The sequence below is a fragment of the Gordonia sp. (in: high G+C Gram-positive bacteria) genome (genome assembly GCF_012515855.1).
Lineage (GTDB): Bacteria > Actinomycetota > Actinomycetes > Mycobacteriales > Mycobacteriaceae > Gordonia.
In genome coordinates this window covers 1-26895 of sequence record NZ_JAAYXO010000044.1, presented here as the reverse complement: position 1 = coordinate 26895, position 26895 = coordinate 1, and the positions used below count along the sequence as shown (strand labels likewise).

Annotated in this window: 27 protein-coding genes and 1 tRNA gene; 13 read left to right on the top strand and 15 right to left on the bottom strand. The window is 68.3% G+C overall.

The annotated features are described in order from the left end of the window. Nucleotides 1–109 precede the first annotated feature (109 nt). Nucleotides 110–183: transfer RNA gene (locus tag GX543_RS02855), tRNA-His, on the bottom strand. A 143-nt stretch (nucleotides 184–326) separates the two neighbouring features. On the opposite strand from GX543_RS02855, the gene GX543_RS02850 reads away from it, so the two are divergent. Continuing rightward, nucleotides 327–1544, top strand: a complete 1218-nt coding sequence (locus GX543_RS02850; protein ID WP_290849655.1) for an acyl-CoA dehydrogenase family protein — start codon at nucleotides 327–329, stop codon at nucleotides 1542–1544. 4 nt (nucleotides 1545–1548) lie between these two features. Here the strand turns inward: GX543_RS02850 and GX543_RS02845 are convergent, their stop codons facing one another. Genes GX543_RS02845 through GX543_RS02835 form a run of 3 tightly spaced genes read right to left on the bottom strand, consistent with a single transcriptional unit; the run spans nucleotide 1549 to nucleotide 4544 of the window. Beyond that, nucleotides 1549–2364: a hypothetical protein gene (locus GX543_RS02845; protein ID WP_290849654.1), complete on the bottom strand. Its 816-nt coding sequence runs from the start codon at nucleotides 2362–2364 to the stop codon at nucleotides 1549–1551. Nucleotides 2365–2395: 31 nt separating this feature from the next. Further along, a complete protein-coding gene (locus GX543_RS02840; protein ID WP_290849653.1) occupies nucleotides 2396–3577 on the bottom strand; it encodes a thiolase family protein in 1182 nt (393 codons plus the stop codon). A gap of 22 nt (nucleotides 3578–3599) precedes the next feature. Further along, the gene (locus GX543_RS02835) at nucleotides 3600–4544 is read right to left on the bottom strand and encodes a DUF2889 domain-containing protein (RefSeq protein WP_290849651.1); all 945 of its coding nucleotides are present in this window, start codon (nucleotides 4542–4544) and stop codon (nucleotides 3600–3602) included. Nucleotides 4545–4687: 143 nt separating this feature from the next. Between GX543_RS02835 and GX543_RS02830 the strand changes: the two genes are divergently transcribed. The 3 genes from GX543_RS02830 (at nucleotide 4688) to GX543_RS02820 (ending at nucleotide 6857) form a co-directional block, all read left to right on the top strand. Next, a complete protein-coding gene (locus tag GX543_RS02830) occupies nucleotides 4688–5107 on the top strand; it encodes a DUF983 domain-containing protein (RefSeq protein ID WP_290849649.1) in 420 nt (139 codons plus the stop codon). A gap of 161 nt (nucleotides 5108–5268) precedes the next feature. Further along, nucleotides 5269–6324: a recombinase RecA gene (recA, locus tag GX543_RS02825; protein WP_290849648.1), complete on the top strand. Its 1056-nt coding sequence runs from the start codon at nucleotides 5269–5271 to the stop codon at nucleotides 6322–6324. 80 nt (nucleotides 6325–6404) lie between these two features. Further along, the gene (locus GX543_RS02820) at nucleotides 6405–6857 is read left to right on the top strand and encodes a regulatory protein RecX (protein WP_290849647.1); all 453 of its coding nucleotides are present in this window, start codon (nucleotides 6405–6407) and stop codon (nucleotides 6855–6857) included. On the opposite strand, the gene GX543_RS02815 is transcribed toward GX543_RS02820, so the two are convergent. The 4 genes from GX543_RS02815 to GX543_RS02800 all read right to left on the bottom strand — a co-directional run bounded on the left by GX543_RS02815 (nucleotide 6844) and on the right by GX543_RS02800 (nucleotide 10156). Continuing rightward, nucleotides 6844–7737 carry an amino acid ABC transporter permease gene (locus GX543_RS02815; RefSeq protein WP_290849645.1) on the bottom strand — a complete coding sequence of 298 codons (894 nt, stop codon included), beginning with the start codon at nucleotides 7735–7737 and terminating at the stop codon, nucleotides 6844–6846. The genes GX543_RS02820 and GX543_RS02815 overlap by 14 nt on opposite strands. After that, nucleotides 7734–8417, bottom strand: coding sequence for an amino acid ABC transporter permease (locus tag GX543_RS02810; protein WP_290849643.1), 684 nt, complete (start codon nucleotides 8415–8417; stop codon nucleotides 7734–7736). The genes GX543_RS02815 and GX543_RS02810 overlap by 4 nt, the downstream gene beginning before the upstream one ends. Further along, nucleotides 8418–9365, bottom strand: coding sequence for a glutamate ABC transporter substrate-binding protein (locus tag GX543_RS02805; protein ID WP_290849659.1), 948 nt, complete (start codon nucleotides 9363–9365; stop codon nucleotides 8418–8420). A 62-nt stretch (nucleotides 9366–9427) separates the two neighbouring features. Then, entirely contained in the window at nucleotides 9428–10156 is a 729-nt protein-coding gene (locus tag GX543_RS02800) for an amino acid ABC transporter ATP-binding protein (RefSeq protein ID WP_290849641.1), read from the bottom strand. A gap of 115 nt (nucleotides 10157–10271) precedes the next feature. Here GX543_RS02800 and miaB point away from each other — a divergent pair, with 115 nt between their 5' ends. Together miaB and GX543_RS02790 are read left to right on the top strand one after the other, a co-directional pair. Next, nucleotides 10272–11807 carry a tRNA (N6-isopentenyl adenosine(37)-C2)-methylthiotransferase MiaB gene (gene miaB, locus GX543_RS02795; protein ID WP_290849658.1) on the top strand — a complete coding sequence of 512 codons (1536 nt, stop codon included), beginning with the start codon at nucleotides 10272–10274 and terminating at the stop codon, nucleotides 11805–11807. Then, the gene (locus GX543_RS02790) at nucleotides 11804–12427 is read left to right on the top strand and encodes a hypothetical protein (RefSeq protein ID WP_290849640.1); all 624 of its coding nucleotides are present in this window, start codon (nucleotides 11804–11806) and stop codon (nucleotides 12425–12427) included. Before miaB ends, GX543_RS02790 begins: the two co-directional genes overlap by 4 nt. Nucleotides 12428–12515: 88 nt before the next feature. Here GX543_RS02790 and GX543_RS02785 read toward each other — a convergent pair whose 3' ends face one another. Next, the gene (locus tag GX543_RS02785) at nucleotides 12516–13904 is read right to left on the bottom strand and encodes a DUF349 domain-containing protein (protein ID WP_290849639.1); all 1389 of its coding nucleotides are present in this window, start codon (nucleotides 13902–13904) and stop codon (nucleotides 12516–12518) included. A gap of 192 nt (nucleotides 13905–14096) precedes the next feature. On the opposite strand from GX543_RS02785, the gene GX543_RS02780 reads away from it, so the two are divergent. The 4 genes from GX543_RS02780 (at nucleotide 14097) to hflX (ending at nucleotide 18189) form a co-directional block, all read left to right on the top strand. Next, a complete protein-coding gene (locus GX543_RS02780; RefSeq protein ID WP_290849638.1) occupies nucleotides 14097–14873 on the top strand; it encodes a hypothetical protein in 777 nt (258 codons plus the stop codon). Next, nucleotides 14870–15772 carry a tRNA (adenosine(37)-N6)-dimethylallyltransferase MiaA gene (miaA, locus tag GX543_RS02775; RefSeq protein WP_290849637.1) on the top strand — a complete coding sequence of 301 codons (903 nt, stop codon included), beginning with the start codon at nucleotides 14870–14872 and terminating at the stop codon, nucleotides 15770–15772. The genes GX543_RS02780 and miaA overlap by 4 nt, the downstream gene beginning before the upstream one ends. Nucleotides 15773–15782: 10 nt before the next feature. Further along, nucleotides 15783–16685, top strand: a complete 903-nt coding sequence (gene dapF / locus GX543_RS02770; protein WP_290849636.1) for a diaminopimelate epimerase — start codon at nucleotides 15783–15785, stop codon at nucleotides 16683–16685. Nucleotides 16686–16746: 61 nt separating this feature from the next. Then, nucleotides 16747–18189 carry a GTPase HflX gene (gene hflX, locus GX543_RS02765; protein ID WP_290849635.1) on the top strand — a complete coding sequence of 481 codons (1443 nt, stop codon included), beginning with the start codon at nucleotides 16747–16749 and terminating at the stop codon, nucleotides 18187–18189. A 4-nt stretch (nucleotides 18190–18193) separates the two neighbouring features. On the opposite strand, the gene GX543_RS02760 is transcribed toward hflX, so the two are convergent. From GX543_RS02760 to GX543_RS02745, 4 genes are all read right to left on the bottom strand, one after another. Next, nucleotides 18194–18454: an HPr family phosphocarrier protein gene (locus GX543_RS02760; RefSeq protein WP_290849633.1), complete on the bottom strand. Its 261-nt coding sequence runs from the start codon at nucleotides 18452–18454 to the stop codon at nucleotides 18194–18196. Between the two features lie 57 nt (nucleotides 18455–18511). Beyond that, nucleotides 18512–20563 (bottom strand): fructose-specific PTS transporter subunit EIIC, encoded by a 2052-nt coding sequence (locus GX543_RS02755; RefSeq protein WP_290849632.1) that lies wholly within the window; start codon nucleotides 20561–20563, stop codon nucleotides 18512–18514. Nucleotides 20564–20633: 70 nt separating this feature from the next. Further along, nucleotides 20634–21581, bottom strand: a complete 948-nt coding sequence (pfkB, locus tag GX543_RS02750; RefSeq protein WP_290849630.1) for a 1-phosphofructokinase — start codon at nucleotides 21579–21581, stop codon at nucleotides 20634–20636. Continuing rightward, nucleotides 21578–22348: a DeoR/GlpR family DNA-binding transcription regulator gene (locus tag GX543_RS02745; protein ID WP_290849628.1), complete on the bottom strand. Its 771-nt coding sequence runs from the start codon at nucleotides 22346–22348 to the stop codon at nucleotides 21578–21580. Before GX543_RS02745 ends, pfkB begins: the two co-directional genes overlap by 4 nt. Nucleotides 22349–22471: 123 nt before the next feature. Between GX543_RS02745 and GX543_RS02740 the strand changes: the two genes are divergently transcribed. Continuing rightward, a complete protein-coding gene (locus tag GX543_RS02740; RefSeq protein WP_290849627.1) occupies nucleotides 22472–24184 on the top strand; it encodes a putative PEP-binding protein in 1713 nt (570 codons plus the stop codon). Between the two features lie 79 nt (nucleotides 24185–24263). On the opposite strand, the gene lexA is transcribed toward GX543_RS02740, so the two are convergent. Beyond that, nucleotides 24264–24920, bottom strand: coding sequence for a transcriptional repressor LexA (gene lexA / locus GX543_RS02735; protein WP_290849657.1), 657 nt, complete (start codon nucleotides 24918–24920; stop codon nucleotides 24264–24266). Nucleotides 24921–25466: 546 nt separating this feature from the next. Between lexA and GX543_RS02730 the strand changes: the two genes are divergently transcribed. Further along, on the top strand, nucleotides 25467–25775 hold the full coding sequence (locus GX543_RS02730) for a LysM peptidoglycan-binding domain-containing protein (protein WP_290849625.1): 309 nt from the start codon (nucleotides 25467–25469) through the stop codon (nucleotides 25773–25775). 52 nt (nucleotides 25776–25827) lie between these two features. Beyond that, nucleotides 25828–26277 carry a transcriptional regulator NrdR gene (nrdR, locus tag GX543_RS02725; protein WP_290849624.1) on the top strand — a complete coding sequence of 150 codons (450 nt, stop codon included), beginning with the start codon at nucleotides 25828–25830 and terminating at the stop codon, nucleotides 26275–26277. 21 nt (nucleotides 26278–26298) lie between these two features. On the opposite strand, the gene GX543_RS02720 is transcribed toward nrdR, so the two are convergent. Further along, on the bottom strand, nucleotides 26299–26895 hold a 597-nt coding region (locus GX543_RS02720; protein WP_290849622.1), incomplete at its 5' end, for a DUF3418 domain-containing protein.

Here is a 26895-nt window from a genome sequence, read left to right as displayed (position 1 = left end):
CTGGGATTCGAACCCAGAACCAATGGATTAAGAGTCCACTGCTCTGCCATTGAGCTAGAGGCGGCTTATGTGCGGCCGGCGAGTGTACGGGCACTCGCCGCCGTTTCGGGGTGATCGAGGGGACTTGAACCCCCGGCCTCCAGGGCCACAACCTGGCGCTCTAACCACCTGAGCTACGACCACCATGACCTCGTATCCGAGGCGCCCGACATTCTGCCAGGTGAGTCCCGCAATCCCTACTGCGGTTCGCGAGAGAGTCACGGATCGCGCGCCCGTCAGCGGGCTCCGCTTGACCGTCGGGTCAAGTGATCGGTCAAACTGGTGCGGTGACCGCCCTCGAAGCCTCCCCGCTGGAAACCGTTGACGCCGCGATCGACGCGGTGCTCGCCGCCCACGATCCGAAGACCACCCCCGACGTGGAGCTGCGCGGCGCTCGCTTCGACGCCGGGCTGGCGTGGGTGCATCACCCGGTCGGGGCAGGTGGGCTGGGCCTCGACCGCAGCCTGAACGGCCACGTCGAGCGCCGCTTCCGCGAAGCCGGAGCGGCCGCTCAGGACCCCACCACGTTCTTCTCGGCGCTGGCCGGGCCCACGATCGCCACGCACGGTACGCCCGAGCAGCACGCCCGCTTCCTGCGGCCGATGTTCACCGGCGAGGAGAAGTGGTGCCAGCTGTTCTCCGAGCCGGGCGCCGGCTCCGACTTCGCCGGGCTCGCCTGCCGGGCGGTGAAGGACGGCGACGAGTGGATCGTCAACGGGCAGAAGGTGTGGAACACGCTGGCGCACCTGGCCGATTGGGGCATGCTCGTCACCCGGTCGAACCCTGACCTGCCCAAGCACAAGGGAATGACGTACTTCGCGGTCGATATGCGATCGCCGGGCGTCGAGGTGCGCCCGCTACGCCAGATCACCGGCGAAGCCGAGTTCAACGAGGTGTACCTCACCGACGCCCGGATCCCCGACGCCAACCGGATCGGGGCCGAGGGCGAGGGATGGCGCGTGTCGCTCACCACGCTGATGAACGAGCGCACGGCAATCGGCGGGGGTGGCGCCTCGGGCGGTGGCAAGCCGCGCCGTGGTGGCGCGGCCAACGACGCGGTGGCGATCTGGAAGGGCCTGCCTGAGGACCGTCGCTCGGCGGCCCAGCGCGACGAACTGATGCGGCTGTGGGTGCGTGGCGAGGTCGGCCGTCTCACCAACGTGCGCGCGGCCGAGGCCGCGCGGGCCGGCAACCCGGGCCCGGAGGGGTCGGTGTCGAAGCTCGAGTTCGCGATCTTCAACCAGGCGCTCTACAACTTCTGCATCGACCTGATGGGCCTCGACGGCCAGATCGGCTACGACTACACGTTCCGGCGCCCCACCGAGCTCGACGCGACGGGCGTCAACAAGGGCATCCAGTACGCGTTCATGCGCGTTCGTGCCAACTCGATCGAGGGCGGCACGTCGGAGGTGTTGCGCAACATCATCGGCGAGCAGGTGCTCGGCCTGCCCGGCGAGCCGCGGGTCGACAAGGAGCTGCCCTGGGCCCAGGTCCCGCGCAGCTGACGGGCTACGACCAGCCGGGGTTGTCGCCGCCGCGGTAGCGGGCCGTGGCGAGCGGCGTCGACCACTGTCGGCGGTTGCCGCCCGACCGCGAGGTCAGCATCAGCAGCGCGCCGCCGATCGACAACACGATCGCCGTGCCGATCGTGACCGGGAGCGTGCGCATCGCCAGGTTCGGGATCGCTTTGGTCCAGGTCTGATTGTCGACGGCGGTGAACAGGTGCACGGGAATCGCCCACCCGAACAGCACCACGCCGACCGCCATAGCCACGAGTAGTTCGCCGAGCGCGTTGATCACCTCGCGCCGCTCGGGCCGCGTGAACAGGCCGAGCGCGACCAGGATCAGCCCCAAGCCGGCGGCGATCGGCACCATCCAGCGGCTGGCCGACTTGAACGTGGCCAGCGTGCCGATCTCTTCGATCGGGACCTTGAACTCGGCGACGTCGGCCGCCCGTTGGTCGCGCACGATCGGGATCAGTTGCGATCCGGTGATCATCAATGGGTCGTCGCTATCGCCGATGATGATCTGGTGAGCGCGCTCCAGAATCGGCGCCATCTCGGCCGCGCCGGCGCGCAGCGGAAACACCTGGGTCTCCAGGCGCGCCGCCAGGTCGGCCGAGTTGGTGTCGAGGTGTGGCGCGGCGAGTGGGGCGATCAGGGCGATCAGCTCGCGGCGGATGTCGGGGTCGTCGAGCATCGCCACCGCCGAATCGGTGGTGCGGTCCGGGCTGAACACGGAGTGGTTGAGCCACCACGAACCGAACGCGATGGCGAACGCGACCGACGCGATCAGGAAAAAGGTGGCACCCAGGCTCCGCTCCACAGGGCGTTCATTGTGCCATCTGGGCGGTGGACTACAGCAGTTCCAGGATCAGCGCCGAGCCCATCCCGCCGCCGGCGCACATCGACACGAGCCCGATCGACTGGTTGCGCTGGCGCAGTTGGTTGATCATCGTGACGACCATCCGGCTGCCGGTGCAGGCGATCGGGTGGCCGAGCCCGCACCCGCTGCCGACCGGGTTCACGATCTCGGGATCGATGCCGAGCACCTTGACCGCCGCCGCCGGTACCGAGCAGAACGCCTCGTTGATCTCCCACAGGTCGATGTCGGCCACGCTCATGCCGGCCCGCTCGAGGGCCTTCGGGATCGCCACCGTGGGCGCCATCCCGGTGCGCGCGGGGGCCACGCCGGCCGACGCCCAGGCGATGAGCCGCGCCACCGGCGCTACGCCGTGGGCCTCGGCCCACTCGGCCGACGTCACGATGGTGGCGGCCGCGCCGTCGTTCACGCCGGCCGCGTTGCCGGCAGTGATGACCGCACCGTCGATCTCGGGGTGGATCACCTTGAGGTTCGCCAGCTTCTCGGCCGAGGTGTCGGCGCGAGGGTGTTCGTCCTGGGTGAACAGCGATCCGTCGGGCAGCGTGACCGGCACGATCTCGTCGTCGAACAGGCCGTTGTCGCGGGCGTGGGCCGCGTTGTGGTGCGAGCGCAGGGCCCACCCGTCGAGCTCTTCCCGGCTGAGGCCGACCTCGCGGGCGGTGTTCTCGCCGACCGTGATCGACATGTCGAACGCCGGCGCGTCGGGCGTCTCGGGATGGCTGGCGGGCGCCCACGGCTGGTAGTCCTGGGCGCTGAACGGGATCGAGCGCAGCAGGCGCGGCATGCTCGACAAGCTCTCGGTGCCGCCGGCGAGGACGGCGCGGTCCATCCCGGCCTTGATCGAACTGGCCGCGATCTGGATCGCCGACAGACCGGCCGCGCAGTGCCGGTTGTCGGCCAGCGCGGGCACGTCGTGCCAGCCCAGCCGGATCGCCGCGTTGCGGCCGATCACACCGCCGCCGTGGAGTGATTCGGCGATGACGATGTCGTCGAGCTCGTGCGGGTCGATGCCGGTGCGCTCGACGACCGCGGCCATCACCGTCTGGGCCAGGTCGATCGGGTCGACGTCGATCAGCGAGCCGCGGTGGGCGCGCCCGATCGGCGTGCGGGCGCCGCCGATCACGACCGCGTCGGTGGGGGAGAGAGATGTGCTCATGGAAGATGCCTTTCGGGGGAGATCAGGGGGCGGGGTTCACGGGGAGGTTCGGACGCAGGGCGACCACGTCGGCGAGCTCGCGCAGCGTGCTCGACAGGTGGGTGCACGTGTCGCGTCCGATCAGTTCGGTGCGGGCCCGAGCGGGCAGGTCGGCCAGCGGCGTGCCGACCGCGAGCTGGGCGGAGGGCACCGCCCCGGGGCACCCGGCCCAGGGCAGCGACATGTGCTCGACGGTGACCGATGCCAGGCGGTCGGCATTGTCGACCGAGGCGGCGAGGGCGTACTCGTGGAGCACCATCTGTTCGGGGCGCACGGCATCGCCGTCGATCGCGGCGGAGTCGCGGAAGTGGGAGTCGAGCGCCCACCCGTCGTCGGTCGGCCAGGTGTCGAGCCGGCGCATACGGCGCAAGGTGCCCGGTGGCATGTCGGGCACCGCATGCCATCCGGCCGGGTCGCCCGCCCACACCGCCGGCGCCGGGCCACCGATCGGGATCGCGCTGCGCCCGAACTCGACCGCCACCGCGTGGACGGGGCCCTCGACCCGCCAGCCGACGCAGATGTCGCTTTGGGCATCGACCCGGCGCAGGTTCGAACCTCCGGCCGCGTGGTGCGCCTGGCGAATCAGTTCGTGGAGGCGACCGTCGAGCAGGTGCGTGAAGCCCGACACGAGGCACGCCGCCCCGAGGTCTTCGAGGATCGACCAGCGCAGGGTGCGCTGCGCTTGCTCGGCGGCAAACACTGCGGCCACCGCTTTGCCCCACCCGCGCCGAACGTTGGCGCCGACCAGGGGAGCCAGGTCGGGGTGCTCGGCGTGGAGCACTTCGCCGGTGACCTCATCGAGCGTCAGGTCGATCGCGAGTTGGTCGAGGACCCGTGTGCGGCCGTCGAGTTCGGTGACCAGATCCTGGCCGCGCAGGCGGATTCGGGCGGGTTGGGGCACGTCGACGCGCCACACGTCGGTGGTCATCGTGCGGCGCACGGAACCGGGGCGCCGGGCAGGGGAGGAGGGCACCGCGTCCTGGGGCCCCGCCTCGGGCTGCACGACAACAACCACGTTCTCATTCTGGGCTGTTCACGTTTCCGCGACGCAATCGGGCACTATCAGGGTTGATGACTGAAGCAACTGACCAGCCTCCGTCCGCTCTGCGCCTGTTGGGGCGCGGCATAACCCGGCGCTGCGCGTGGTGCGGCGACCGGCGCAACTACTTCCTCGGCTGGTTCAAGCGACAAGAGACGTGCCGAGCGTGCGGCCACGGTTATCGGCGCGGCGACCACGCCTTCGAGCTGGGTGCGATCACCGCCAACATCATCTTGACGTTCGGGTCGATCCTCGTGACCCTGGGCGTGTGGATCGCGTTGACCGCGCCGGACGTGCCGCTGATCCCGATCATGGTGGTCACCGCGGCGATCGGCCTGGCCGGGCCGGCGCTGTTCTATCCGATCTCGTTCACCCTCTGGCAGGCGATCGACCTGATCATGCGCCCGCCCACCGCAAGCGAGCTGGCCGGCGAGGGCGACGCCACGCTGTAACTCAGGGCGCGTCCGCGGGCGCGCAGGTGATGCTTGCCGAACAGTTGTTCGATGAGTTACGCTGCTGTCATTCGAGCGCCGAAACTGTGTGACACCCCCTGTTTAGGGTGGCTCCCAGATCGGCCGGAACCGGCCCGTAGCACCCACGAACAGGAACCGAGATGAGCAACGTCACCAACCTCAGCAACGACCGGCAAAAGGCGCTCGACATGGCCTTGTCGCAGATCGACAAGCAGTTCGGCAAGGGCTCGATCATGCGCATGGGCGAGAAGGGCACGATGGCCATCGAGGCCGTGTCCACCGGCGCCCTGGCGCTCGATCTGGCGCTCGGTATCGGCGGCCTGCCGCGCGGCCGCGTCACCGAGATCTACGGCCCGGAATCGTCGGGTAAGTCCACGTTGGCGATGCATGTGGTCGCCGAGGCCCAGCGCCAAGGTGGCGTGTGCGCCTACATCGACGCCGAACACGCGATGGACCCGCAGTACGCCAAGGCGATCGGGGTCGACATCGACCAGTTGCTGATCTCGCAGCCCGACACGGGCGAGCAGGCGCTCGAGATCTGCGACATGCTCGTGCGCTCCGGGGCGATCGACGTGGTCGTGGTCGACTCGGTCGCGGCGCTCACCCCCAAGGCCGAGATCGAGGGCGAGATGGGCGACAGCCACGTGGGCCTGCAGGCGCGCCTGATGAGCCAGGCGCTGCGCAAGATGACGTCCGGCCTCAACAACTCGAACACCACGGCGATCTTCATCAACCAGCTGCGAGAGAAGATCGGCGTCATGTTCGGCTCGCCGGAGACCACCACCGGTGGCAAGGCGCTCAAGTTCTACTCCTCGGTGCGACTGGACGTCCGTCGCATCGAGACGCTGAAGGACGGCACCGACGCAGTCGGCAACCGCACCCGCGTCAAGGTCGTCAAGAACAAGGTCGCTCCGCCGTTCAAGCAGGCCGAGTTCGACATCCTGTACGGCCACGGCATCAGCCGCGAGGGCTCGCTGATCGATCTCGGTGTGGCTGAGGGCTTCATCCGCAAGTCGGGCTCGTGGTTCACCTACGAGGGGGATCAACTGGGTCAGGGCAAGGAGAACGCGCGGAAGTTCCTCCTCGCCAACCCCGACATCGCCGATGAGATCGAGGGCAAGATCAAGGACAAGCTCGGCATCGGCCGCCCGCGCGACGAAGCGGACGAGATCGCGCCCGAGCCGGTCGACTTCTGATGGACGGCGCCCGGAGTGGGCCCTCTCCCTGGGACGCCGCCCTGCGGCTCCTGGGGACGAGGGCTCGCAGCCGGGCCGAGATGCGCGAGCGGCTGCTGAGCCGCGAGTTCTCCGCCGACGAGGTGGAGCAGACCCTCCGCCGACTCGACGAGTCGGGTCTGCTCGACGACACCGAGTTCGCGCAGGAGTGGGTGCGGTCACGCCACACGCATTCCGGGCGTGGACGCCTCGCCCTCAAGCGTGAGTTGCGGACCAAAGGCGTCGATGAGGAGACCGCGGCGAACGCGCTCGCGCAGATCGACCCCGACGACGAACGCGCCAACGCGCTGCAGTTGGCGCAGAAGAAGCTCCGGGTGTCCGCGGAAGACCTCGAGGACCGAGAGGTCCGGGCCAAGGCCCACCGCAGACTCGCCGGTGCGCTCGGGCGGCGAGGCTTCCCTCCCGACCTGATCGGGTCGGTCGTGAAGGAAGTCCTCGAGAACGCCCCGCGTTGCGAGAACGAAACGGGTCTCGACGACCCTAAGGTCGGTTGAGCCCAGGAACGTTCTCCATGGCCTCGAGATCGGCCTCTTCGGGATCGGGCGCCTGGGTCCGGCGTCGGCCGCGGCGAAGACGTCCCTCGAGGTAGCCCGCGAAACTGGTCAGCGCGAAGTTGATGGCGATCATGATCAGTGCGACCACCACCAGCGACGGCAGATAGTTGCCCCAGTACGACGCCGAGACGATGCCGGATCGGACCACTTCGATGTAGCCGAAGGCATAGCCGAGGGCGCTGTCCTTCAGCGCGATCACCATCTGCGAGATCAAGGCGGGCAGCATGGCGGTCACCGCCTGGGGGAGCAGGATCATCCGCATCATCTGCGATTTCCGCAGACCGATCGACTGCGCGGCCTCACTCTGTCCGCGCGGGACGGCCTGGATGCCCGCCCGCAGGATCTCGGCGATCACCGACCCGTTGTACAGGGTCAGACCGAAGACCACCGCCGCGAACGACAGTTGCGACGAGGGGACCACCGCGTACTTCGCGAACAGGAAGTACGCGAAGAACATCAGAATCAGCACGGGGATCGCGCGGAAGACTTCGACGATGAACCCGCAGATGATGCGCACCCAGCGGTGGTCGGACATGCGGCCGATGCCGAGCAGCGCACCGAGCACCATTGCGAGAATGATCGACACGAAGGCGGCCTTGAGAGTGCCCCACAGGCCGGGAAGCAGCCAGGTGGTCCACGTGCCGCCGACCGTGAACGGACTCCACTTCTCGGCGTCGAGTTGGCCGTTGTCGGCGAGCACCACGATCACATAGGCGGCGATCGCCAGCAGGACCGCGATGAACACCACCGCCACGATCCGGTTGCGCAGTCGCGCGCGCGGTCCGGGCGCGTCGTACAGGACTGTTGCTTGATCGCTCATCGCTTGATCGCCCATCGCTTAGCCGCCCAGCCGAAGATCGCGCCTTCGGAGAGCGTGATGACCATGAACCCGGCTGCGATGATCGCGAAGATCACCAGGATCTGGTCTCCGTGTGTTTCCAACTCGGTCTTCATCAGCAGCGCAGCTTCGCTGACTCCGATCACCGAGGCGATCGTGGTGTTCTTGGTCAGTGCGATCAGCACCGAGCCCAGCGGGGCGATCACCGTGCGCAACGCCTGCGGAAGCACGATGAGCCCGAAGACCTGGACGAACGACATTCCCAGCGAACGCGCTGCCTCGGCTTGGCCGAGGGGCACGGTGTTGAAGCCGGAGCGCAGGGTCTCGCAGACGAAGGTCGCCGTGTACAGGACGAAACCGAGAACGGCGAGCCGGAAGTTGTTGTTCTCGATGAAGTTCGCGTTGTCCGGGGCCAGAGCCAGGCCCAGGTTCTGGTAGAGGCCGATCGAGCAGAAGAGCACGATGAGGGTCAGCGGGGTGTTGCGAACGATGTTCACGTAGGCGGTGGCGAACCCGCGCATCACCGGAATCGGCGATACCTTCATCGCGGCGAGAATGATGCCCCAGATCAGGGCGCCGATCGCCGAGAAGAACGTGAGCTGAATGGTGATCCAGAACGCGGGCCAGAGCGCTGGGCCCATGCTCTCCCACAGGTCAGACATCTAGGAGTCTCCTTCGCAGGTGGTCGCCGGAGCGGTGAGGAAGTCGAGATCACCGACGGTGGGCAAGAGCTTGTAGCCCGAGTCGGGGGCGTCGGCCCTGGCGACCCATTCGTTCACGATGTCGTTGCCGAGGGCGTCTCGGAGATCAGTGCTCCAGGTCGATTCGGTGGCGCCCGGCGGCACGGCCAGCATCGCCTCGAGCGCCTGGTTGACCTGGTCGACCGCTTCCGGATAGTCCTTGGCCATGCCGATTCCGTAGCGCTCGGTGGAGAAGGGCTGGCCCTTCTTCTTGAGCTTGCCCTTGACGCACGCGTCCTTGGGGTACGTCATCGAGACCAGGCGGAACTCGCCCGGATAGCGGTTGGCGTAGCCGGCCAGAATGGTCTCGTCGGTCGTGAGCGCGTCGACCTTGCCTCGTCGGAGCGCTTCCACGCAGGCCGAGTAGGAGTCGTACTCCTGCAACTGCACGCCCGGCAGTTGGCCCTTCACGTTCTGCGCGGACGTCGAGCCGCTCACCGAGCAGAGCTTCTTACCCTTGTTCAGGTCCAGCAGCGAGGTGAGCGTGGTGTCGTCCTTGCGGACCAGCAGGCCCTGGTACGTCACCAGGTACGGACCGGCGAAGGCGACCTTCTTCGACCGTGCCTCGTTGATGGAGTAGGTGGCGGCGATCATGTCGACCTCACCGTTGCCGATCAGCGTCTCGCGTTGCGCGGACGGGGTCTCACGCCAGGTGATCTCCGGGTGATCGACGCCCAGGCGGTCGGCGATGTTATTGACGACGAACTCCGAGACGGCGGGGTCGAACCCGACCACGTCGCCGTCCGGTTCCTGCAGACCCATGCCCGGTTGGTCGTACTTGGTGCCGAGAATCACGTGCCCGTCTTTGATGGATTCGACGAGATCACGCGGGTTCGAGTTGCCGCACGCCGCGAGGAGCGCGGCGATCATCGCGATCACCGCGCCGAGGACAACCGCGCGGCGGGTTCGGGGAGTGGAGGTGTGCACGGCGATCAGCCCCCCAAGATCTTGGAGAGGAAGTCTTTGGCGCGGTCGGACTTCGGCGCGGTGAAGAAGCTCTCCGGATCGGTGTCCTCGACGATCTGGCCGTCGGCCATGAAGACGACGCGATCGGCGGCCTTGCGGGCGAACCCCATCTCGTGGGTCACCACCACCATCGTCATGCCCTCCTTGGCGAGTGCCACCATCACGTCGAGCACTTCGCTGACCATCTCGGGATCGAGTGCGGAGGTCGGCTCGTCGAAGAGGAGGACCTTCGGTGACATGGCCAGGGACCGTGCGATCGCCACACGCTGTTGCTGTCCGCCGGACAGTTGGGCCGGGTACTTGTCCTTCTGCGTGCCGACGCCGACGCGATCGAGGAGTTCGACGGCACGCTTGGTGGCGTCTTCTTTCGACTGCTTGCGGACCTTGAGCGGTCCCAGCGTCACGTTATCCAGGATGGTCTTGTGCGAGAACAGGTTGAAGGACTGAAACACCATGCCGACGTCGGCCCGGAGTCTGGCCAGGTCACGCCCCTCTTCGGGAAGGAGTTGGCCTTCGATGCGAATCTCACCGCCGTCGATGGGCTCGAGTCGGTTGATCGTGCGGCACAGCGTCGACTTGCCCGAACCCGACGGGCCCAGGACCACGACCACCTGGCCGCGGGGTACTTCGAAGTCGATGTCGCACAGGACGTGGAGATCGCCGAAGTGCTTCTGCACGTTCTTCATTGAGATCATCGGTGGGACGTTTGTGTCGGCCATGGGTACAACCTAGTTGTCACATGTGTGACGTGGGCGGATTTGCACGGGCACGTAACCTTAGAGTGTGAGTGTTGACGCCCCCCGCGAGCAGATGACCGCCGACGCAGTCCCTGCCGTCCGTTCCTATTCGGTCCGGACCTACGGATGTCAGATGAACGTGCACGATTCGGAGCGGATTGCGGGCCTGCTCGAGGACGCCGGTTACGTCGCCGCCCCGGAGGGCGATGACGCCGACCTCGTGGTCTTCAACACGTGTGCGGTGCGCGAGAACGCCGACAACAAGCTGTACGGCAACCTGTCGCACCTCGCGCCGGTCAAGGAGATGCGCCCCGGCATGCAGATCGCCGTCGGCGGCTGCCTGGCGCAGAAGGACAAGGACGTCGTCCGTCAGCGGGCACCGTGGGTCGATGTGGTCTTCGGGACGCACAACATCGGTTCACTGCCGGTGCTACTGGAACGGGCCCGTCACAACCAGGAGGCGCAGGTCGAGATCCTCGACTCACTCGATCGCTTCCCGTCCACCCTGCCCGCGCGCCGGGACTCGGCGTACTCGGGGTGGGTGTCGGTCTCCGTCGGCTGCAACAACACCTGTACCTTCTGCATCGTTCCCTCGCTGCGGGGCAAAGAGGTCGACCGTCGTCCCGGTGATGTCCTCGCCGAAGTCCAAGCTCTGGTCGACCAGGGCGTCCTCGAAGTGACCCTGCTGGGGCAGAACGTGAACGCGTACGGGATGTCGTTCGCCGATCCGGACACCCCGCGCAATCGTGGAGCGTTCGCCGACTTGCTGCGCGCCTGCGGATCGATCGACGGCCTGGAACGCGTGCGGTTCACCTCCCCGCATCCGGCAGAGTTCACCGACGACGTGATCGACGCGATGGCGCAGACACCGAACATCTGTCCCCAACTGCACATGCCGCTGCAGTCCGGTTCGGATCGCGTGCTCAAGGCCATGCGTCGCAGTTATCGCAAGTCGAAGTTCCTCGGCATTCTCGATCGCGTGCGTGAAGCGATGCCGCACGCGGCGATCACCACCGACATCATCGTCGGCTTCCCGGGCGAGACCGAGGAGGACTTCCTCGAGACGCTCGACGTGGTGGAGAAGGCACGCTTCTCGAGCGCCTTCACCTTTCAGTACTCGCCGCGTCCCGGCACCCCGGCCGCCACGATGGACGATCAGGTTCCGCCGGAGGTCGTGACCGAGCGCTACCAGCGGCTGATCGCTCTGCAGGAACGGATCTGCCTGGAGGCCAACACCGAGCTCATCGGTACGGAAGCGGAACTGCTGGTGTCGGCGGGCGAGGGCCGCAAGAACGCGGAGACCGGTCGGTTGACCGGCCGTGCACGCGACGGCCGGCTGGTGCATTTCCGTGCAGCGGGCGACACCGTCGATGCCGCAGCCGTCCGGCCGGGTGACATCGTCACCGTCACGATCACCGATGCCGCACCCCATCACCTGATCGCCGATTCGGGCGTGCTGACACACCGTCGCACGCGCGCGGGCGACGCACACGAAGCGGGCACTGTGCCCACCACACCACCGGTCGGCGTCGGACTCGGCATGCCGTCGATCGGAGCGCGAGCCGACGTCGAACCGGCGGCCGCATGCGGAACTGGAGGCTGTTCATGAGCACTAACGATGACGAACGTCGAACTTTCGACGAGTACGAGCGCGACTTGCGCAAGGCGGAGAAGAAGGTCTCCGGGGAGATCGATCCGGGTGCCCGAGCGATGGTCGTCGCGGTCTGCGTGCTGCTGGCCATGGTCTCGCTGGTCCTGCCGCATGCGGGCGACGCGACCGGGCTCGACGTGCTGACCATGTCGAGCAAGGCCGACGCCGAGAGCATCAAGCTCCCGTCGCAGATCTTCGTGTACCTGCTCGCGATCTTCAGCATCGGGTTCTCGAGCCTGGCGCTGATCACGCGCCGCTGGGTCCTCGCCCTGATCGCGCTGGCGGGAACCTGCGTGGCCGCGGTCGCCGGTCTGCTGGCGCTGTGGACGCGCAACACCGTCGGGGTGAACGAGGTGCTGACACCGTCGGGTGCCGGCTGGGGTCTGATCCTCGGCTGGGTGGTCACCATGGTGCTGGTGTTCCACTGGGCGCGCGTGGTCTGGAACCGGAGCACGTACCACCTGCAGATCGCCGAGGAGCGGCGCGCGCAGGCCGCGACCCGCGAGGCGTTCGGCATGTCGCTGCAGCGTCCGGTCGCACCGGGGCAGAAGCCGAAGTCGGACGACGATCAGTCCTGACTATCCACTAGCCGACTGCTGAGGCCCGACCCGAATACGGGTCGGGCCTCAGCTGTTCAAGACCCCGCGGGGCGGCCCCGTGCGTCGGTCAGCGGTCGTCGAGGGCCGAATGCGCCGCAGTGGCCCATTCGCGCCACTGGCAGGCCTGCTGCCGCAGGTCGTCGGCCTCGCGGTCCTTGCCCGCAGCCTCGGCCTTGGCCGCCTGCTCGTCGAGTTTGTCGGCGCGCTCGGTGAACTGCGCCGCTCGCGCCTGGGCCTCCGGGTCGGTCCGAGCCCAGTCGGCGTCCTCTTCGTCGCGCAGACGCTTCTCGAGGGCGCGGACCCGGCTCTCGATCTTGTTCATCTGCTCGCGGGGGACCTTGCCGATCTCGTCCCACTTCGCACGGAACAGTCGGAACTCGCGGCGGGCGGCCTCGAGGTCGGTCGACGGGTCGATGGTCTTCTCGCCCTCGTCGAGAAGTGCGAGCTTGGCTTTCGCGTTCTCGGCGAACTCGGCGTCTCGCTCGGAGTTCACCGCGTTGCGAGCCTGAAAGAAGACGTCCTGGGCGGCTTTGAATCGCACCCACAGCGCCTCGTCGGAGTCCCGTGGTGCGCGGCCGGCCGCCTTCCACTCCGCAAGGAGTTCCCGGAACTTGCCCGCGGTCGCCACCCAGTCAGTGGACGACGACAGTTTCTCGGCCTCGGCGATCAACTCCTCCTTGCGCCCCTTCGCACCTGCTCGTTCGCGGTCGAGATCGGCGAAGTGGGCGCCGCGTCGACGGTTGAAAGCATCGCGCGCCTTCGAGTACCGCCGCCACAGCGCGTCGTCGGTCTTGCGGTCGATGCCCTTGACGGTCTTCCACTCGTCGAGGATGGCGCGGAGGCGGTCACCGCCCGCCTTCCACGAGGTGCTCTCGGCACCGATCTTCTCCGCCTCGGCGGCGAGTTCCTCCTTGCGGCCGACGGCTGAGTTGCGGGCGCTCTCGCGCTCTTCGCGGACCTCTTGGGCGACGTCGTCGGCACCGGCGACGATCGCGTTGAGGCGGGCGGCGAGACCGTCGACATCGCCGAGGACCTGCGCTTGGGGAAGGTCGGCGAGGAGGTGCGCGGCACTCGCCTGTGTCTTGCGCGGCTCACCCGATCGGGCTGCGAGGCGTTCCTCCAGGATCTCGACCTCGGTCGCCAGATCGGCGAACTTGCGGGAGAAGTGGGCGTATCCGTCTTCGACGGTCCCCGCCTGCCACGAGCCGATCTGGCGCTCGCCATCGGCAGTCTTGAGCCAGACTCCGCCGTCCGCGTCGATGCGACCGTACTCGTGTGGATCGCCGACCGGCACCGGGTGTACGGGAACCGCAGGGGTGGGGCCGCCGGTCGCGGGCCCCGGGCGCGGACCGGGGCGAGGTCCGGGTCGTGGTCCGGGCTTGGGTCCCGGCCGGGGAGCCGGTGAGGGTGCCGCGGAATCAGATCCCGGAGAGTTCGATTCGATCGGGTTGGTCATGGCTCATCCTCTTGTCTTCGCTGTCGCCGCGCGTCACGGCTGCCCAGTCACCAGGTGGTTCCTGCTTCATTCAAGCAGGGCGGCTCCAGTCATGGGCGAGGCGCGCAACATTTGCTGGACGGATTGGCGCGTCGCCCCGGTGGCCGTGACCCGCGGCGCCGTCGGCGGGACCGCCCCGGTAGCGTCGAATCCGTGCTCTCCCTGGTTGCGATCATCCCCAGCGCGCCCCTTCTGGTCCCCGAATTGGCAGGTCCTGCCGCCGCGGACACCGAACCGGTGCGGACGGCGGTCCGGGACGCGGGCGCTCGACTGGCCACGGCAGCATCGCGATGGATCGTGGTCGGTGCGACCGACGGCAGCGTCCCGGCTGCGCGCTACCGCAGCACCGGCGGTTTCGGCGCCTACGGCGTGCCGCTGGAGGTCGATCTCCGATCCGACCTCGGAGGGGACGTCGGGGCGGGCCCCGGCGAGCCGCTGCCGCTGTCGATGCTGGTGGCAGCCTGGCTCCGTGAACAGTCGCAGTCGCGCGCCGCGTCGACCGTCTCCGTCACCCCGGTGCTGATCGACCCGTCGGCCTCGCCCGAGGAGTGTGCGGCCACCGGTCGGGAACTCGCGACGACCATCGCCGCGGCCGGTGAATCGATCGGCGTGCTGGTGGTCGCCGACGGCGCCACCGCGCTGACACCCGGCGCGCCGGGCGGCGGGGAACGACCCTCGGCCGTCGCACTGCAGGGGCGGATCGATGCGGCGCTGTGCGCGGCGGACGTCACTGCGCTGGGCGGCCTGACCGAGTCCGAGTGCGCAGCCGAAGGCGCCGCGGGCCGGGCCGCGTGGCAGGTGCTGGCGGGGCTGTGCGCAGCGACCGACATGGTCGGCGAGTCGCTGTACGCCGATGCGCCGTTCGGCGTCGGCTACACGGTCGCGGTGTGGACCCCGGCGCGGCAGCATCTGGCAGGGGACCCGGCATGATCGCGCCGGTCGCGGTCATCGGGCCCACGGCCAGTGGAAAGTCCGCGCTCGCCCTCGACCTGGCGGAGCGCCTCGACGGAGAGATCATCAACGTCGACGCCATGCAGCAGTACCGCGGCATGGACATCGGGACCGCCAAGCTGCCGGTCGCCGAGCGCCGCGGAATCGCACACCATCAGCTCGACGTCCTCGACGTCACCGAGACGGCCACGGTGGCGGGATACAAGACCGCGGCGACCGCCGATGTGGAGGCGCTGTTGGCAGCCGGTCGGACGCCGATCATCGTCGGCGGTTCGATGATGTACATCCAGGGGCTGCTGGACGACTGGGAGTTTCCGGCCACCGATCCGACCGTCCGCGCGAAGTACGAGGCGCTGCTCGTCGAGATCGGCCCCTTGGCGCTCCACGCGAAGCTGGCCGAGGTGGATCCCACCGCGGCCGGGACCATTCTCGACTCCGACGGTCGGCGCATCGTGCGCGCGCTCGAGGTCGTCGAGATCACCGGCCGACCGTTCGCCGCGTCCCAACCGACCATCGGTGAACCGCGGTGGGGGACGCGGATCCTCACCCTCGACCGGGAACGCGAGGCCCTGGACGAACGGATCCGGGTGCGGACCGCCGCAATGTTCGCCGACGGCCTGGTCGACGAGGTCGAGGCGCTGTGCGCGAGGGGGCTGCGCGAGGGGCGGACCGCTTCGCAGGCGATCGGCTACGCACAGGTCCTGGCCCACCTGGACGGCGTGTACGACCTCGACGAGGCGCAGGAGCGCACCTTCTTCGGCACCCGCCGCTACGTTCGGCGACAGCGGTCGTGGTTCCGGCGAGACAACCGGGCGGTCTGGCTCGACGCCGCCGACGATCGGTTGCTGGACAACGCGTTGCGCGCGCTGGACGCGTAACCTGAGCGGAGTGAATGCACTTCCGGCGAGCACGTTCGTCAAGGGACACGGGACGCAGAACGATTTCGTGATCCTGCCCGACCCCTACGCGCAGCTCGATCTCACCGTCGATCTGACCGCGGCGCTGTGCGACCGTCAGCGGGGCATCGGCGCCGACGGCGTGCTCCGCGTGGCCACCGCGGGCGCGCTGGTGGCCGAGGGCGTCCTGGACCGACTGCCCGACGGCGTCTCGGGCGTCGACTGGTTCATGGACTATCGCAACGCGGACGGCAGCATCGCCGAGATGTGCGGCAACGGCGTGCGGGTCTTCGCCCACTATTGCCGCAGTGCAGGCCTCGTCGACTCCGACACCTTCACCGTGGGCTCGCGGGCGGGAGGTCGTCCCGTGACGATTCACCACGCCGACGAGGTCGACGCCGATGTCAGTGTGTCGATGGGCAGGGTCGGACTCCGCGGACCCTCCGAAGTCGGTATCGCGGGACGGACCCTGATCGGTGAGGCCGTCGACGTCGGCAACCCGCACCTCGCGTGTGTCGTCGACGGGCTCACGACGGAAGGCCTCGCCGAACTCGACCTGACCGGTGAGCCTCGCCTCGACGCGGACGTCTTTCCCGCGGGCGCCAACGTCGAGATCCTGACGCCGCTCGCGGCGGCGGCGAGCGACGGCATCGACTTCCACGTCGACATGCGCGTGTACGAGCGCGGGGTCGGCGAGACCCGATCGTGCGGGACCGGACTGGTGGCCGCGGCCACCGCAGCGCTGCGGAAGGCCGGTCGCGCCGAGGGCGTCGTCGGACTGACGGTGCCCGGCGGCGACGTGGTCGTGACGGTCGCCGAGGGGGAGGCAGTCCTCCGCGGTCCGTCTCGCCTGGTGGCCCGCGGCCAACTCGTCGAGGGCTGGGCAGACAGCTGATGCGGGCCCGCGGATAATCCGGATGCATTCGGTGCCCGAACCGGGGCACAATGGTTCCCATATGACTGAATTGACCAACGGACCAGTATCCGAGCGGACCACTCCGGTCCCGACCACCGGCGAACTCCAACTCGACGAGCGTTCCTCGCTGCAGCGAGTCGTCGGACTCTCCACCGAACTCGAAGACATCACCGAAGTCGAGAACCGCCAGCTGCGGCTGGAACAGGTCGTCCTCGTCGGTGTGTGGACCACCGGAAGCGCAGCCGCGGCGCAGGCCAGCATGGCCGAGCTCGCCGCCCTCGCCGAGACGGCGGGCTCCCAGGTGCTCGACGCCCTCATCCAGCGACGTGCCAAGCCGGACCCCGCCACCTACCTCGGCTCGGGCAAGGCCGAAGAACTGCGCGAAGTCGTCCTCGCCACCGGTGCCGACACGGTGATCTGTGACGGCGAGCTGACACCGGCCCAGCTCACCGCACTGGAGAAGGTCGTCAAGGTGAAGGTGGTCGATCGGACCGCCCTGATCCTCGACATCTTCGCCCAGCACGCCACCTCGCGCGAAGGCAAGGCACAGGTCGCGCTCGCGCAGATGGAGTACATGATGCCGCGGCTGCGAGGCTGGGGCGAGTCGATGTCTCGGCAGGCCGGTGGTCGGGCAGGCAGCAACGGCGGCGTGGGCCTGCGCGGCCCGGGTGAGACCAAGATCGAGACCGACCGTCGTCGGATTCGGGAGCGGATGGCGAAGATTCGTCGCGAGATCCGCGGGATGAAGACCGCGCGCACGGTCAAACGCGCCGCTCGCGCGCGCACCGGCATCCCGGCTCTCACCGTCGTCGGCTACACCAACGCCGGGAAGTCGAGCCTGGTGAACGCGATGACCGGAGCCGGCGTCCTGGTGCAGGACGCGTTGTTCGCGACCCTCGATCCCACCACCCGGCGCGCGCAACTCGCCGATGGACACGAGGTGGTCTTCACCGATACCGTCGGGTTCGTCCGCCATCTGCCGACGCAGCTCGTCGAAGCCTTCCGTTCCACCCTGGAGGAGGCGATGGAGGCCGACCTGCTGGTGCACGTCGTCGACGGCTCGGATCCGTTCCCGGCCAACCAGATCTCGGCGGTGCGACAGGTGCTCGGCGAGGTGCTCGCCGAGGAGAAGCTGCCGTGGCCGCCGGAGATGCTGGTGATCAACAAGATCGACGCGGTGGACGGAATCACCATGACCGCCCTCCGCGGCGAGTATCCGGACGCCCAGTTCGTGTCGGCCAAGACCGGCGAAGGCCTCGACGACCTCTTCCAGGCCATCACCGACTTCGTCCAGCGCGACGACGTCGAAGCCGTCTTGCAGGTGCCGTTCGCGCGCGGCGAGGTGATCGCCCGGCTGCACCAGCAGGCGCACATCCTCGACACCGAGCACAACGCCGAAGGCACCCGCCTGCGTGTGCGGATGCCTTCGGCGTTGGCCGCTGCGTTGAGCGACCTCACGATCGACGAGGGTTCGGCGGACTGACGCTCTACTCGGCGTCGAGATCCTGGGCGACCAGTGCGGCGATCTGATCGACGGCCGCTTGGTCGTCGCTCTCGACGGTGATCGATGCGCCCTTCTCGGCGCCGAGCGTCATGATCATCAATGCGCTGCCCGCGTCGACCGGCTCGCCGCCGTCGGCGGCGAGGGTGACCGAGACGCCGAGCGCGGCGGCGGCCTCGGAGATGACGGTGGCCGGACGAGCGTGCAGGCCGACGGCCGAGCCGACGGTGACGGTGGTGCTGGGCATGGTGCGCCTTTCTGGAGAGGTCGAGTGGAGAGCGGTCTGCGTGGCTGACGAACGTGATCAGGCGGTGACCGGAACGCCTGTCGGCTCCTTCTTCGTGCTCGGCTGGATCTGCTTGGCGGCCAAGACGGCGACCGCGGAGACGATCACACCCGCCACGATAGCGATCAAGAACTTCCACCACGTGCCGTTCATCGCGAACAGGACGAAGACGCCGCCGTGCGGGGCGCGGACCTGCACGCTCATCGCCATCGCCAGGCCACCGGTGACGGCGCCGCCGAGCATCATCGACGGGATCACGCGGAACGGATCGGCGGCGGCGAACGGGATCGCGCCCTCGGAGATGAACGACGCGCCGAGCAGCCAGGCGGCCTTGCCGTTCTCGCGCTCGGGTTCGGTGAACGCGGCGGGGCGCATCAGGGTCGCCAGAGCGAGCGCGAGCGGGGGAACCATGCCCGCGGCCATGACGGCGGCCATGATCTCCCACTGCGCGACGCCGGCCCCGGCCAGGCCCAGGCCTGCGACGCCGAATGCGTAGGCGGCCTTGTTGACCGGACCGCCGAGATCGAAGCACATCATCAGGCCGATCACCACGCCCAGGATCACCTTGGAACTGCCCGACATCGAGTTCAACTGGTTCTCGAGCTCGGTGTTCACCCACGACAGCGGACGGGCCAGAAGCGCGAACATCACGAAACCGGTGACGAGCGTGGCGACCAGCGGGATGATGACGACCGGCTGCAGACCGCGCGCCCACTGGGGCAGCGGCAGCTTCGACAGCCAGAGCGCGACGACGCCGGCCAGCAGACCACCGACCAGGCCCCCGATGAACCCCGCATCCACCGCGACGGCGATGAGGCCGGCGGTGAAGCCGGGAGCCAGACCCGGCCGGTCGGCGATCGCGTACGCGATGTACCCGGCCAGAACGGCGACCATCAGCCCGATCGCCAGGTTCCCGATCGCGAAGCTGACCGCGCCGAGGTACTGCATCAGCCCGCCCGGAGGCAGATCCCACAGACTGTTGTTGAGGGCATAGAACATGCCGTCCGAGGTGCCGTCTTCGACGGTGCTGTTCGCGATCTCGTAACCGCCGAGCAGAAAGCCGAGGGCCATCAGGAGGCCACCCGCCGCGACGAACGGGATCATGTAGCTGACGCCGGTCAGCAGCGCCTGCTTCAGCTGTCCGCCGATTCCCACTGTCGATGCCGCGGACGATTCGGCGGCTGCGCTCGGGTCGCCGGACACCGTGGCGGCGTGCGGGTCGTCGGCCGCAGCGATCGCCTCGGCGATCATCGCGTCGGGTTCGTTGATGGCGCGCTTGACGCCGGAGGCCACGACGGCCTTGCCGACGAAGCGGTCCCGACCCTTGACGCCCACGTCAGTCGCGAAGATGACTGCGTTGGCGTCCGCGATCGTCGCCGCCGAGAACGGGGTCGACCCGGTGGATCCCTGGGTCTCCACCTGGAAGTCGACGTCGGCGCGTTCGGCAGCCAGTTTCAACGCGTCGGCGGCCATGTAGGTGTGGGCGATTCCGGTGGGGCACGCGGTGATCGCGATGACCTTGCGGCGGGCCGCAGGCCCGGCGGACGCGGCATCGTCGACCGCGACCGGCGGCGCAGGCACCGGCGCGTCAGCCGTTTCCCCTGCGTCAGGCTTCTTCCCCGCGGTGACCTCGCTGACCAGGCCCACGATCGTGTCGGCGTCCGGGGCCTCGCGGAGGGCGGCGACGAAGTCCGGTCGCACCAACGCGCGAGCCAACGAACTCAGCACCTTCATGTGCTCGCTCGCGGCACCGGCCGGGGCCGCGATGAGGAAGACGATGTCGGCCGGACCGTCCGGACCGCCGAAGTCGGCCTTCCGACTCAGCCGCGCCATGGCCAGGGTCGCCGCGGTGACCGATTCGACCCTCGCATGCGGGATCGCGATGCCGCCGGGCAGGCCGGTGGCCGACTTGGTCTCGCGCTCGACGGCGGCGGCGACCAACGTCTCGGGTGCGGTGCATCGCCCGGCGTCGGCGACGAGATCGGCGAGCGTCGTGATGACGGCGGTCGAGTCGGGGCCGGCGTCTGCGTCCAGGAGGACGAGTTCTGAGGTGATGATCGGTGGAGCCATGATGGTGCCTTATCGGGTGTCTGCTGGATCTGGTGTCTGCTGGATCGGATGAGGTGGCGGGGGCGGGAAGTCAGGACAGGCGGGTGACGGCCAACGCGACCGTGTCGACGAGGTCGGGGGTCGGGGGCGTCGTTCCGGGCAGCGACGCCGCCGCAGAACCATGTGCGACGGCACTGCGGAGCAGTTCCTCGGGGGAGGCGCCGCGTTGATGTGCGATCAGATAGCCGGCCAGCGAGGCGTCTCCTGCGCCGACCGTGCTGCGGACGGTGATGCGCGGCGCCTCGGCGTACCATGTTCCGTCCGGCGTGGTGAGCAGTGCTCCCGAGCCGCCGAGAGTGGTCAGGATCGATCCTCCGGTGCGGTCGGCGACGGTCCGGGCGACGTCGGCGGCGATGCTCGGATCGCCGTCGGCCGCGGCGGCCTCCATCGCCGCCCCGTCGCCACCGGCGATCTCCGCCAGTTCGTGGGCATTCGGCTTCAACAGGTCCGGACGACCCCCGACGGCAGCGGACAGGGGAGCGCCGGAGGTGTCGACGGCGATACGGCACTGGCGTTCGGTCATCTCGCTGATCAGTCGGGCGTACCAGTCGTCGTCGAGGCCGGGTGGCAGTGAACCGCACAGGGCGAGCCAGTCGGCGGCCTCGGCCCGGACCAGAATGGTCGACAGGAGCAGCGCTGCCGCGTTCGCGCTGATCGATGCGCCGGGTTCATTGATCTTGGTGGTGGTGCCGTCTGGCTCGGCGAGCGTGATGTTGGTGCGTACCGTGCCGTCGACCGATACCGGCTGGTGAGGGAGGGCGGCGGCGGTCAGCCTCGCCAGGAATGGATCGTCTGAGCGAGCGGGGAGGAGCGCGACGGTCGGCAGGCCCGCGGCCATAACGACGCGAGAGACGTTCACCCCCTTGCCTCCGGGCTGGTCGATGACCCGCGCGGCGCGATGAACCTCGCCGCGCTGGAGGGGGCCTGCCAGTTCGATGGTCCGGTCGATGCTCGGGTTGGCGGTCACGGTGAGGATCATGCGATCACCAGCTCGATCTGATGCGCGCGGATCTCGTCGGCGAAGCTCGCGTCGATGCCCTCGTCGGTCACCAGGACGTCGACGTCATCCAGCGTTCCGAAGCTCACGAGTTCCTCCCGGTTGATCTTCGATGAGTCGGCCAGGACCACGGTGGTGGTGCAGGCGGCGATCATCGCTCGTTTGGTGGCGGCCTCGTCGGCGTCCGGTGTGGACAGACCGTGTGCCACCGACAGTGCGTTGGTGCCGAGGAAGCCGACGGATGCGCGGACCCTGGACAGCATGGCGATCGCGTCGGAGCCGACGACGGCACCGGTCTTCGGTCGCAGGCGCCCGCCGGTCAGCAGGACGGTGGCTCCGGGAGCGTCGGCGACGAGACCCCCGATCTGAATGCTGTTGGTGATGTAGGTGAGCCGGATGTCACCGGGTATCGCCAGCGCGAGTTGGAGGGTGGTGGTTCCGGCGTCGATGAGGACGGACCCGCCGTCCGCGGGAAGCAGTGCGGCGGCCGCGGCGCCGATGGCGCTCTTCTGCGCGCGCCGGGTCTCTTCTCGGACGACGAGGTCGGGTTCGTCGACGACGGCGGCCACATCGGGTCGGACGGCCCCGCCGTGGACGCGCACCAGGTGCCCGTTGCGTTGGAGGACGACCAGGTCGCGGCGGACGGTCTCGCCGGTCACGGCGAATCGTGCCGCCAGGTCGGTCACGGACACCCGGCCGCGAGATCGCACCTCGTTCGCGATCGCGGACTGGCGTTCTTCGGCGTACATGTGCCGGCTCCTCTGTGACGCAGAACTCACTGAATGTGGACTGATGTGGAATTGATTGGATCTATATCTTTGTTTACATGGGTCCATGTTGACTAGTCAAGGACTTCTTGTAATCTGTCTCACATGACCCAGGTGACTTCCGACTTGCAGGCAGAGAACCCGTTCGCGGCGCAGACCATCGTCTCCGGCACTCCAGTCGTCGGCGGCCTCGCCTACGGTCCGGTGATTCGACCCGGTGGTCGGCCGAGCTTCGACGGCATCGATGCGACGGAGGTGCCCGATGATCGGCGCGAGGCGGAGATGGAGCGCTTCACCGCCGCGGCGGCGGTCGTCGCCGATCGGCTCGCCGATCGGGCGTCGCACAGCACCGGCGTCGCGGCCGAGGTCCTCACCGCGACGGCCGGCCTCGCTCGCGATCGAGGGTGGGCGACTGCTGCGGGCAAGTCGATCAAGGCCGGAGTGCCTGCACCGCTCGCCGCCATCGCGGCCACCGACCAGTTCGTCGAGATGTTCACCAAGCTCGGCGGCCTGATGGCTGAACGTGTCACCGACCTGAAGGATGTCCGCGACCGAGTGGTGGCCGAGCTCGTAGGACTGGCGGAACCGGGCATCCCGAACCCGGACGTGCCGTCGATTCTGCTGGCCGACGACCTCGCGCCCGCTGACACCGCGGGGCTGGATCCGCAGCGGGTGATCGGTCTCGGGATGCGACTGGGCGGGCCCAGCAGTCACACGGCGATCATCGCCCGCCAGTTGGCGATTCCGTGTGTGGTGGCCGCTACCGACCTCGACCGAATCCCTTCTGGTGCACTGGGTTACATCGACGGTGATCGGGGAACGGTCGGCGCCGAGCCCGACGCGGAGACCATCGCGGCTGCCGTGACGGAATCACGGGAGCAGGCCGCGCGGATCGCGGCGTGGCGTGGCCCCGGCCGTACCAGCGATGGACACGCGGTCGCGATTCTCGCCAATGTCGCCGACGGCGTCTCTGCGCGTTCGGGGGCGAAGGCGCAGGTCGAGGGTGTGGGTCTGTTCCGGACCGAACTGGCATTCCTCGATCGGGCCGCCGAGCCGACGGTCGACGAGCAGGTGCAGTTGTACCGCGAGGTCATCGATGCGTTCCCCGGACAGAAGGTGGTGATTCGCACCCTCGATGCGGGCTCGGACAAGCCGTTGAAGTTCGTGACGCACCTCGACGAGGCGAACCCGGCGATGGGGGTCCGCGGGAACCGGATCGTGCAGACCTTCCCGGAGGTGCGCACCCATCAACTCGACGCGCTGGCGCAGGCCGCGGCGGGTGCCGAGCGGGCGACGCCGTGGGTGATGGCCCCGATGATCGCCACCGTCGACGAGGCTCGTGAGTTCGCGTCGGTGACGCGGGAGCACGGCTTGACTCCCGGGGTGATGATCGAGGTACCGTCTGCGGCGATCATGGCCGATGCGATCCTCGCGGAGGTGGACTTCGTCTCGATCGGAACCAACGACCTCACGCAGTACACGATGGCGGCGGATCGGATGTCGCCGGAACTCGCGAGCCTCACTGATCCGTGGCAGCCCGCCGTCCTGGCATTGATCCAGCGCGTCGGCGAGGCCGGAGCCCGTCAGAACAAACCCGTCGGCGTGTGTGGAGAAGCCGCTGCCGACCCGCTTCTGGCGTGTGTTCTGGTCGGCCTGGGAGTCACCTCGCTGTCGTCGGCACCCGCAGCCGCGGCGGCGGTCGGCCTGCGATTGAGTGGGGTTTCACTCGCCCAATGCCGAGCGGCGGCGGCGAGCGCCGTGGCGGCTCTGAGCCCCGCCGCGGCGCGGGAAGCGGCCCGCGCCGAGTTGGGCGCCTGAAAGGCGCACGATCAGATACGGCGCTGGATCAGATACGGCGCTGGATCAGATACGGCGCTGGATCAGATACGGCGCTGGATTAGATACGGCGCATCACGGTGACGACCTTGCCGAGAATGGCGGCGTCGTCGCCGGGAATCGGCTCGAAATGCTCGTTGTGCGGCATCAGCCACACGTGACCGCCGGTGCGTTTGAAGGTCTTCACCGTGGCTTCGCCGTCGATCATGGCGGCCACGATGTCGCCGTTCTCGGCGACGTTCTGCTGGCGGACCACCACCCAGTCGCCGTCGCAGATGGCGGCGTCGATCATCGACTCGCCGACCACGCGGAGCATGAAGAGTGAACCGTCGCCGACGAGCTCGCGCGGCATCGGGAAGATCTCTTCCACCGCCTGCTCGGCGAGGATCGGTCCGCCCGCGGCGATGCGACCGAGCACCGGGACGAATGTCGGCGTCGGCAGTGACTCACCGTCGGCGTCGCCGCCGGGTGGGGGCGTGCTGGGGGCTTCGCGCACGTTGACCGCGCGTGGTCGGTGGGGGTCCCGCTTCAACAACCCGCGGCGTTCCAGGGTGCGCAGTTGGTGCGCGACGGACGATGTGGAGGTGAGGCCGACGGCCTCGCCGATCTCGCGAATGCTCGGTGGGTACCCACGCTCGCGGACCGATTTCCGAATGACCTCGAGCACCTCCCGCTGACGCTGGGTGAGCGATGCCTCGAGGGTTGCGGTCGAGAGCATCGGATCGGGAGTGTCACTCACGGTTCGGCCTTTCGTCAGCGGTGTTCGATCGATGACCCCAACAGTAGTTGAGTAGGTCACAAACCTCAAACAATTGTTCGATGCGTGTCGCGCTTTGTCGGACCCCTCGTGTTAACTATCGAACAAGAGTTCTTCGAACACCCGATCGAATGGAGACGAGTGATGAGGATCGTCATCGCCGCCGCACCTGCAGCCCGCATCCAGCGTGGAGTTGCGCGTCGTCCTTCCGCCGTGCGAGACCGTGCGCCGGAAGACTTCGGGATCGCGATGACCTGCGATCTTCCGGTTGTTTCTGCTCGCAACGGCCGAGGGGAGACCATCTCGGAGGCGAGCGGTGTGTGTCGTCCGACGGGAAGGTCCGAACGCTCGCGCGTGCGCCCCGATCGGCAGCAGTTCGAGGTCCGCCAGGGAGCCGCGCGGGTCCGTTCGGATGACAGCACACGGGTCTCGGAGCAGGTTCGCATCGAACGCGCTAGCGATCGGTCCGCCGTTACCGCGCGTTCGAACACCAGGGGCGCGGCCACGGTGTACTCGGCCGCCGTCGAGCGGCGGCGTCGGTGGATGGGCGCGTTGCTGGTCGGCGGTGCGCTGGCCGCGATGGTGTGGTTGATGGCGATTGTGGGCGGCGGCCTCCAGGATGCGGGGACGCCGGCATCGCCCGCTGCGACAGAGGTCGTCTATGTGCGTTCCGGCGAGTCCCTGACCGCGCTGGCCGCTCGGATCGCCCCGGAACTGCCGGCTGCCGGTGTCATCGCTCAGGTCCGTGCGCTGAACAGTCTCGAGTCGTCGGGCCTGCGCGTCGGGCAGGCGCTGGTGGTTCCGGACTACCGTTAGCAACCCGATCCTGGCGCGTCGGGGTCGACAGCCCGCCGGGTATTGTCGACGCATGCGCTGCCCGTTCTGCAAGAACGACGACACCCGAGTAGTCGATTCCCGAGTCGCCGATGACGGCATGGCGATTCGTCGTCGCCGTGCCTGCGGTGAGTGCGGGCGACGTTTCAGCACCGTCGAATCGGCCGTGCTGTCGGTGGTCAAACGCAACGGCGTGTCCGAGCCGTTCAGTCGCGAGAAGGTGATGAAGGGGGTCCGCCGCGCGTGCCAGGGGCGTCATGTCGACGAAGACGCCCTCGCCAAACTGGCCGCTCGTGTCGAAGACACCGTCCGCTCATCGGGTTCGGCCGAGATCCCGAGCAACGAGGTCGGGCTGGCGATCCTCGGTCCGCTCCGCGAGCTCGACGAGGTCGGCTACCTGCGTTTCGCGTCGGTGTATCGGTCGTTCGAATCGGCCGACGACTTCCAGCGTGAGATCGACGAACTCCGACGCGATCGTCGGTGATCGACGCCGAGCCGGTGGCGGTCAGAACTTGTCGATGGCCTTGATGATCCGCTGTTCAGACACCGATCCGCTGGTTCCCAACTGCTGAGCGAACAAGCTCACCCGCAGTTCCTCCAGACGCCACTGAACCAAGTCGGCGAGTGCTGCGTGTCGAGACGCGGGCAGCTGCGCCTCCCGACGGTTCCAGGCGACGATGACCCGATCGATCGCAGCGAGCGCATCGTTGTCTCGATTCCCCGCCGACGGAAGTGCTTCGAGACGGAGTCGCGCGGCAGTGAGGTAGCGCGGCAGCGCGCGAAGATGCGTGAGCGACGTCGCGCCGATGAATCCGTCGAAGATCAGATTGGCTAGTTGATCGGCGACGTCGTCGGCAGCGAGGGTCCCGGTGCGCGCATCGATCGCCCGGCGGACCGGGGAGTACTCGGCAAGCGCGGCGACCGCGGCGTCGAAGTACTCCGGAGCCCGCGACCTGACGATCGGCGCGATGCGTGCCGACAGGTCAGCGAAGTCGGCCGGAGTGCGCAGACCTGCGAGGTTCTTCTCGTCGGTCACGGCATCGAGGATTGCGCGATACGTGCAGTCGGCGAGCAGTGCGTCGATGTCGCGATACGGGTTCTG